This window comes from Streptomyces sp. NPDC002669, from assembly GCF_042889165.1.
In the GTDB taxonomy this organism is placed as follows: Bacteria; Actinomycetota; Actinomycetes; order Streptomycetales; family Streptomycetaceae; genus Streptomyces.
This window is the reverse complement of the sequence record NZ_JBIAQQ010000012.1, coordinates 227,061-234,376: the sequence shown is the minus strand read 5'-3', so window position 1 is coordinate 234,376 and position 7,316 is coordinate 227,061. Positions and strand designations below refer to the sequence as shown.

General features: G+C 72.2%; 7 protein-coding genes. 2 read left to right on the top strand and 5 right to left on the bottom strand.

The features are described from left to right. Positions 1 to 306: 306 nt before the first annotated feature. Entirely contained in the window at positions 307 to 714 is a 408-nt protein-coding gene (locus ACFYW1_RS20250) for a YciI family protein (protein WP_388994546.1), read from the top strand. Positions 715 to 722: 8 nt separating this feature from the next. Beyond that, positions 723 to 1,868 (top strand): RNA polymerase sigma factor, encoded by a 1,146-nt coding sequence (locus tag ACFYW1_RS20245; protein WP_388994594.1) that lies wholly within the window; start codon positions 723 to 725, stop codon positions 1,866 to 1,868. 24 nt (positions 1,869 to 1,892) lie between these two features. On the opposite strand, the gene ACFYW1_RS20240 is transcribed toward ACFYW1_RS20245, so the two are convergent. From ACFYW1_RS20240 to ACFYW1_RS20220, 5 genes are read right to left on the bottom strand one after another with little or no spacing between them, the layout of a single operon-like run. Continuing rightward, entirely contained in the window at positions 1,893 to 3,203 is a 1,311-nt protein-coding gene (locus ACFYW1_RS20240) for a DUF58 domain-containing protein (RefSeq protein ID WP_388994543.1), read from the bottom strand. A gap of 10 nt (positions 3,204 to 3,213) precedes the next feature. Then, positions 3,214 to 4,215 carry an AAA family ATPase gene (locus ACFYW1_RS20235; protein ID WP_388994539.1) on the bottom strand — a complete coding sequence of 334 codons (1,002 nt, stop codon included), beginning with the start codon at positions 4,213 to 4,215 and terminating at the stop codon, positions 3,214 to 3,216. Continuing rightward, positions 4,212 to 5,408 (bottom strand): DUF4350 domain-containing protein, encoded by a 1,197-nt coding sequence (locus ACFYW1_RS20230; protein ID WP_388994536.1) that lies wholly within the window; start codon positions 5,406 to 5,408, stop codon positions 4,212 to 4,214. The genes ACFYW1_RS20235 and ACFYW1_RS20230 overlap by 4 nt, the downstream gene beginning before the upstream one ends. Next, positions 5,405 to 6,094: a DUF4129 domain-containing protein gene (locus ACFYW1_RS20225; protein WP_388994534.1), complete on the bottom strand. Its 690-nt coding sequence runs from the start codon at positions 6,092 to 6,094 to the stop codon at positions 5,405 to 5,407. Before ACFYW1_RS20225 ends, ACFYW1_RS20230 begins: the two co-directional genes overlap by 4 nt. A gap of 4 nt (positions 6,095 to 6,098) precedes the next feature. Continuing rightward, a complete protein-coding gene (locus tag ACFYW1_RS20220; RefSeq protein WP_388994532.1) occupies positions 6,099 to 7,316 on the bottom strand; it encodes a hypothetical protein in 1,218 nt (405 codons plus the stop codon).

The window sequence follows — 7,316 nt, the reverse complement described above, 5'->3', positions numbered from 1 at the left end:
GGAAGCTAAGCCTTTCAGCGCCGATGGTACTGCAGGGGGGACCCTGTGGGAGAGTAGGACGCCGCCGAACAATCATTCCGGGAAAGCCCCGCACCTGATGGTGCGGGGCTTTTCTGCGTTTGCACCCAGATTCAGGGCCCGGTCAGGTCGGCCGCAGCCGGTCCTCCCCGTCCTCGTGGGCCGGACAGGTGACATCGGATCCAAAAAATCTTGGGCAGTGATGTCGAGAACCCGTAGTTGACTCCGTCTTCGTAGTGAACGCGACCAAGATGGGTCGCAGCCGCATCAGTACCGAGGAGAGACACCATGGCCAAGTACCTGCTGCTCAAGCACTACCGAGGCGCCCCGACCCCGGTCAACGACGTATGCATGGACCAGTGGACGCCGGAGGAGATCTCGGCCCACATGCAGTACATGCACGACTTCGCGGCCCGGTTGGAAGAGACCGGCGAGTTCATCGACGGGCAGGCGCTCGCCCCCGAAGGGGCATGGGTTCGCTATGACGGGGAGGGACGGCCTCCGGTCACCGACGGCCCGTTCGCCGAGACCAAGGACCTCATCGCGGGCTGGATGGTGATCGACGTCGACAGCTACGAGCGTGCCGTCGAGCTGGCAGGGGAACTGTCGGCCGCTCCCGGGGCCGGCGGAAAGCCGATCCACGAGTGGCTCGAGGTGCGTCCGTTCCTGGCCGCGCCGCCCACCATCGCGGAGTGACCACATCGATGAACGAGGTCCTGCTCCGGAGCCTCACACCGAGCGTGCTCGGAATCCTCGTCCGCCGCGGAGCCGACTTCGCGGCGGCCGAGGACGCCGTACAGGATGCGTTGGTCGAAGCGGTCCGGGTCTGGCCGGCCGACCCGCCACGGGATCCGAAGGGCTGGCTGATCACCGTGGCCTGGCGCCGGTTCCTCGACGCGAGCCGGGCGGACGCGGCCCGCCGCCGACGTGAGGACCTGGTCGACGAGGAACCGGCGCCAGGCCCTGCCCCCGCGGTGGACGACACGCTCCAGCTCTACTTTCTGTGCGCCCACCCGTCGCTGACGCCGTCCTCCGCAGTCGCCCTCACCCTGCGCGCCGTCGGTGGACTGACCACCCGCCAGATCGCCCAGGCGTACCTGGTGCCCGAGGCAACCATGGCGCAGCGCATCAGCCGGGCCAAGCGCACCGTCTCCGGCGCACGGTTCGACCGGCCCGGCGACGTCGCCACCGTGCTGCGCGTCCTCTACCTGGTCTTCAACGAGGGCTACTCCGGCGACATCGACCTCGCCGCCGAGGCGATCCGGCTCACCAGGCAGCTCGCAGCCGCGATCGACCACCCCGAGGCGGCGGGGCTGCTCGCCCTCATGCTGCTCCACCACGCCAGACGCGCCGCCCGGACCGCGCCCGATGGCAGCCTGGTGCCGCTCGCCGAGCAGGACCGCAGCCGATGGGACACCGGGTTGATCGCCGAGGGCGTCGAGATCCTGCAGGCGGCCCTCGCCCGTGACCGGCTGGGCGAGTTCCAGGCCCAGGCCGCCATCGCGGCCCTCCACGCCGACGCGCCCAGGGCCGAGGAGACCGACTGGGTACAGATCGTCGAGTGGTACGACGAACTCGTACGCCTGACCGACAATCCGATCGTCAGGCTCAACCGTGCGGTGGCCGTCGGAGAGGCCGACGGACCGCGTGCGGGCCTGGCGGCTCTCGCGGCGCTGGACGACTCGCTGCCCCGCCATACGGCGGTGGCGGCGTACCTCCACGAGCGCGACGGCGATCCGGTGACGGCGGCACGGCTGTACGCCGAGGCCGCCCGGAAAGCCCCCAACCTCGCCGAACGGGACCACCTGACACGCCGGGCCGCCCGCCTCAACACCCATCAGCAGCGCTGATGGCCTCGCGTCGCGGGGCGCGGCTCAGAGCCGCCCGGCCCCCTTGAGGGCGAGATAGGCGTCGGCGAGGGCCGGGGCGAGATTGTCCGGAGTGGCGTCCACCACCACGGCGCCGTGGCGCTGCAGCCGCTCCGCGGTGCGCAGCCGCCCCGCCCTGTCCCGGGCGCCCGCGGCAGCCTCGTAGACCGCGTCCACCGTGCCCCTGGCCTTCGCCATCCGCTCGACATGGGGATCCGCCACGGAAGCCACCAGCACCGTGTGGCGCTGGGTCAGACGGCGCAGCACGGGAAGCAGGCCCTCTTCCACGGGGGCTGCGTCCAGGCCGGTCAGCAGCACCACCAGGGAGCGGCGGGGCGCGCCGGCGAGGACAGCGGCGCTGAGGCCCCGGGCATCGGTTTCCACGAGCGCGGGCTCGACGGGGGCCAGGGCGTTCACCATGGCCGACAGGACCTCGCCCGCAGACCGGCCCTGGACCTGCGCGCGGACCCGGCGGTCGTAGGCGAGCAGGTCCACGCGGTCGCCCGCGCGGGTGGCGAGCGCCGTGAGCAGCAGGGCCGCGTCCAAGGAAGCGTCGAGGCGGGGCACGTCACCGACCCGTCCCGCCGAAGTGCGGCCGGTGTCCAGGACGATGAGGATGTGGCGGTCCCGTTCGGGACGCCATGTGCGCACCGCCACGGCGGACTGACGCGCCGTGGCCCGCCAGTCGATGGACCGGGTGTCGTCGCCGGGCACGTACGCGCGCAGGCTGTCGAACTCCGTGCCCTCGCCGCGGGTGAGCACGCTGGTGCGGCCGTCGAGTTCACGGAGCCTGGAGAGCCGGGACGGCAGGTGCTTCCTGCTCGTGAAAGGAGGCAGCACCCGCACCGTCCAGGGGACCTGGTGATGTCCCTGGCGGGCGGCGAGCCCCAACGGGCCGAACGAGCGGACGGTGACGCGCTCGGCACGGCGATCGCCCCGCCGGGTGGGCTTCAGGAAGGTGGTCAGCCGACGGCGTTCCCCCGCCGGGACCGTCAGCCTGTGGCGGGAGGCGGCCTGCTCCGTCCCCGCGGACCAGCTGCTGGGGGGCCAGGCGTCGCGGAGGTGTGCCCGCAGTCGGCGAGGGGAAGGGTTGGTTACGGTGAGTTGCACCTCGGCGGCCTCGCCGAGTCGAACGTTCGTATCACCGGATCGGGTGAATTGGAGCGTTCGCACTGGTGCAGCCAGGATGTAGTCGCACAGAATTGCGAGAGAGAGCGGTGCGTTGACCGCGAGCAGGCCGGTCCAGCTCGGAGCCAGGATGCCTACGGGGAGTGACCCCAGGGCGGCCAGCAGGGCGGTACGTCCGGTGAGCGCCACGGTCACCGCCTCATCGGGGTACGGGGACGTGGGCGAGGACCGAGGTGATGACGGAGTCGGGGGTGACCCCCTCCATTTCCGCCTCGGGCCGCAGTTGAATGCGGTGGCGGAGCGTGGGGAGTGCCAGGGCCTTCACATCGTCCGGGATGACGTAGTCACGGCCGGTGAGCCAGGCCCAGGCGCGGGCGGTCGACAGCAGTGCGGTGGCACCTCGGGGGGAGACGCCGAGGGCGAGCGAGGGGGATTCACGCGTGGCACGACAGATATCGACGACATAGCCGGCGATCTCGGGAGAGACCTTGGTCCGGGCGACCGCGTCACGGGCGGCCTCGAGGTCGGCCGGACCCGCGACGGGGCGTATGCCCGCCGACTTGAGGTCGCGCGGATCGAAGCCGTCGGAATGCCGGATGAGGACGCTGACCTCGTCCTCCCGTGAGGGGAGCGGCACCGTCAGCTTGAGCAGGAAGCGGTCCAGCTGGGCTTCGGGAAGCGGGTAGGTGCCCTCGTACTCGACGGGGTTCTGCGTGGCGGCGACGAGGAAGGGGTCGGGCAGTCGCCGAGGGGTTCCGTCGACGGTGACCTGGCGCTCCTCCATGGCTTCCAGGAGGGAGGACTGCGTCTTGGGAGGGGTGCGGTTGATCTCGTCGGCGAGAAGCAGGTTGGTGAAGACGGGACCGGGCTGGAAGGAGAACTCCGCAGTGCGGGCGTCGTAGACCAGCGAGCCGGTGACGTCGCTGGGCATCAGGTCGGGGGTGAACTGGACGCGCTTGGTGTCGAGTTCGAGCGAGGCGGCGAGGGCCCGGACCAGGAGGGTCTTGGCCACGCCGGGCACCCCTTCGAGCAGGACGTGGCCCCGGCAGAGCAGGGCGACGACGAGCCCGGTGACCGCCGGGTCCTGGCCGACCACGGCCTTGGCGATCTCGGAGCGCAGCGCTTCCAGGGCTGCGCGGGCCGTGTCGCCGTTCCCGGTGGTCTCGGGGGTGCCGGCGGGCACCGGGGGCGGGGCGCTCATGACGTGCGTACCTCTCTTTCGAGGGTGTCGAGTTGGTCTGCCAGGCGGACGAGGGCGGCGTCGTCGGCCGGAACGGGGCCGAAGAGCAGTGCCTGGATGCTGTCCTCGGTGGTGCCGAGGCGGGTGGAGAGAACAGGGACGAGCACCGAGGGGGAGTGGGCGTCGCGGGAGGGGACGCCGATGAGCGGGGCGATACGGGCACGGGACGCGGCGCGCAGCGAGTCGGCGGCGCGGTCACGGGCATTCGCCCTGCGGTAGAGGCGGGCCCGGCCCTCGGTGGATTCGGAGGCGCGGATGGCCACGGGCAGCCGCTCGGCCACCAGGGGACCCAGACGGCGGGCGCGCCAGACGGCGGCGAGTACGGCGGCCAGGGCCAGCTGGAGCGTGCCCCACAGCCAGCCCTGCGGGATCAGGTCGGTGAAGCTGCTGCCGTCACCGGCTCCGTCGCCGCCGTCTCCGACGGCGGAGGTATCGGCGAGTGAGGGGAGGTACCAGACCAGATGAGGACGGGAACCGAGGAGTTGCAGGGCCAGGGAGGCGTTGCCCCGGTTGGCGAGCCGGTCGTTGCGAAGGAGGTCGGGGGAGCCGAGGAGCACGGTGTCGCCCGCGCCCCGCTCGACCAGGAGCAGGGTCGGAAGGCCGTTGCTCGGGAAACAGGAGGTGGTGGCGGCGGAACCGCCTGCGATGTAGCGGAAGCCCCCTGTCTCGGCATCGCCCGCGGCGCGGGCGGCAGGCAGGGAGCATTCGGGGTCGCGGGGGGCCACGGAGCCGGCGGACTCGGCGCCGACACCGGGCACCAGTGTGCTGACGGAGGAAGGGCCCGCCGCGAGGAGGACGGTGCGGCCCGCCGAGCCCTCGGCCGCAACGCGGAGCCTGTCCTGTTGCTCCGGGGCCAGCAGGTCGGGGGAGGTGACGAGCAGCGTGGTGTCGGGGCCCAGCCGGGCCGTGGCCTCCCGGAGCGTGGTGGCCACCTGGACGGAGACCCCGCGGTCCTTGAGGAGTTCGGCGACGGCCCGGCTGCCGTACCGGTCGGCGGAGCGGGGGTCGAGACGGCCGTGCTGGTCGCCGGAGCGCACGCTCGCCAGGACGATCGCGGCGACGACGAGCAGAAGGAGGGCGAGCAGGAGACCGCGGGCGCGGACCCAGACCTGGCGAGGGGTGAGGGAGGCCGAGGTGGCGGCGACCCGGGTCATTCGGCCGCTCCCCGGGCTGCGGCCGTCAGGACGGGCTTGGCGGTCTCGAGCGCGAGGTCCAGGTCCCGCACGTCCAGGTACGCCCGCTCGTCGGCGGTGCGTCCGCCGTACGTGACGTCGTCGAACTCCTTGGCGGCGGCACGGAGCCGCGTCGCGTGCGCGGGCAGTGAACGGCCCGCCTCGGCGGCGGCCTCGTCGGCGGTGCGTCCGGGGCGGGGGGTCAGCAGGGCGCGTTCCTCCAGGGAACGGACGAGGGCGCGCATGCGCTCCTGGACCGCCTCGTTCCAGCGTTGGGCGACCGCGTGCGCCTCGGCGGCCTTCCGGTGTTCGGCCGCGCTGCGGGGACCGTCGTCGAAGAGGGCCTCCGCGGAACGTACGACGGGACGCGGTGTCCCGAGCCGCCACCAGAGCGCGGCGAGCAGGCCGATGACGACCAGCACGAGCACGACGAGGCCGAGCGGGCCGCCCGGTGCGGCGCCGGATGCCTTGCCCAGGAGGTCGCCGATCCAGTCCCAGAGCCGGTCGAGGCCGCGCTGGAGGAGATTGGGATCGTTCTCGTGGTACATCGGCTTGGACAGTTCGCGCTCGGCGGCCTCCCGGGCGGGAACCCGTGGGGTGTCCACGGGTGTGTCGCCGCTCGCGCGGACCAGTGACCGTACTGCTGTGATGCCCCCCGCTCCCGTCACGGCATCAGTTTCCGGTGTCGTATCCGGGCAGGCCGGCCGCCCGGCCGAGTTCGAGGTCGAGTGCCTCGCGGCGGATGCGCTGATCGATGTAGAGCAGGGCCATCACACCGGCGGAGAGCGGATAGGTGATCGTCGAGATGACCACTTCGCCGATGCCGGAGACGATGAGGAAGGGCCAGCCGAAGTCCATGGACCCGTCCGTGAGGACGGAGCTGATTCCGCCGCCGTCCACGGCCATCGCGATGATGCCGAACGGGATGGCGACGATGAGGGACACGATGAACGTCAGCAGCCAGGTGAGGGCCAGAACGCCGAAGGTCCGCCACCAGGCACCCCCGACGAGCTTCGCGGAACGGCGCATGGAGGCGGCGATCGACTGCCGCTCCAGCATCAGGGCCGGGGAGGCGAGGCTGAAGCGGACCATCAGCCAGATGGTGACGGCGGACGAGGCCAGGAAACCGATGAGGGCCAGGGCCGCGCCGGCGGCGGAGCCGAGCAGGAGTCCCGGCAGGATGCCGACCGTCAGGATGGCGGCGCTGATCAGGGCCAGCAGCAGGGTCAGTCCCAGCAGCTGAGCGAGCCGGGGGCGGGCCTCCGCCCACGCCTCGGCGAGCGTCACCGGGCGCCCCAGCACCGAGCGGCTGATCACCACGGTCAGCACGGAGGTCGTGATCAGTGTGGCGATCATGCCGATCAGCACGGAGGGCAGGCTGCTGATCAGCGTCGACTGCGCCGAGTCGGCGGCCTGTCGCAGCGCCTCCGGGCCGGTGGCGTCCGGATCGATCTCCACGGGGTCCGGCAGCAGGAAGCGCTGTATGAGGATGATCGCGATCTGGGCGATCACGGACACGGTGAGGGTGATGCCGAGGACCGTGCGCCAGTGGGCGCGCATGGTGGAGACCGCGCCGTCGAGGATCTCGCCGACGCCGAGGGGGCGGAGCGGGATGACACCGGGCTTGGCCGCGGCGGGCGGCTGCCACCGGCCGGGGCCGTACGGTCCGGGACCCGGGCCTCCGGCGCCCCAGCTCGCGGCGGGAGGAGAGGTATGGGGACCTGCGCCGGGAGCACTCGGTGGGGACCACTGCCCTGCGGGCGGCTGGGCGGAGGACCAGTTGCCTCCCTGACCGTTGCCGTCGGCGGGCTCGGAAGGCCGTGGGACGTTCGCGCCCTGGCCCTCGGAGGGGGCGGATCCGGGCGAGGCCCAGCCCGGAGTGTCGTTCAT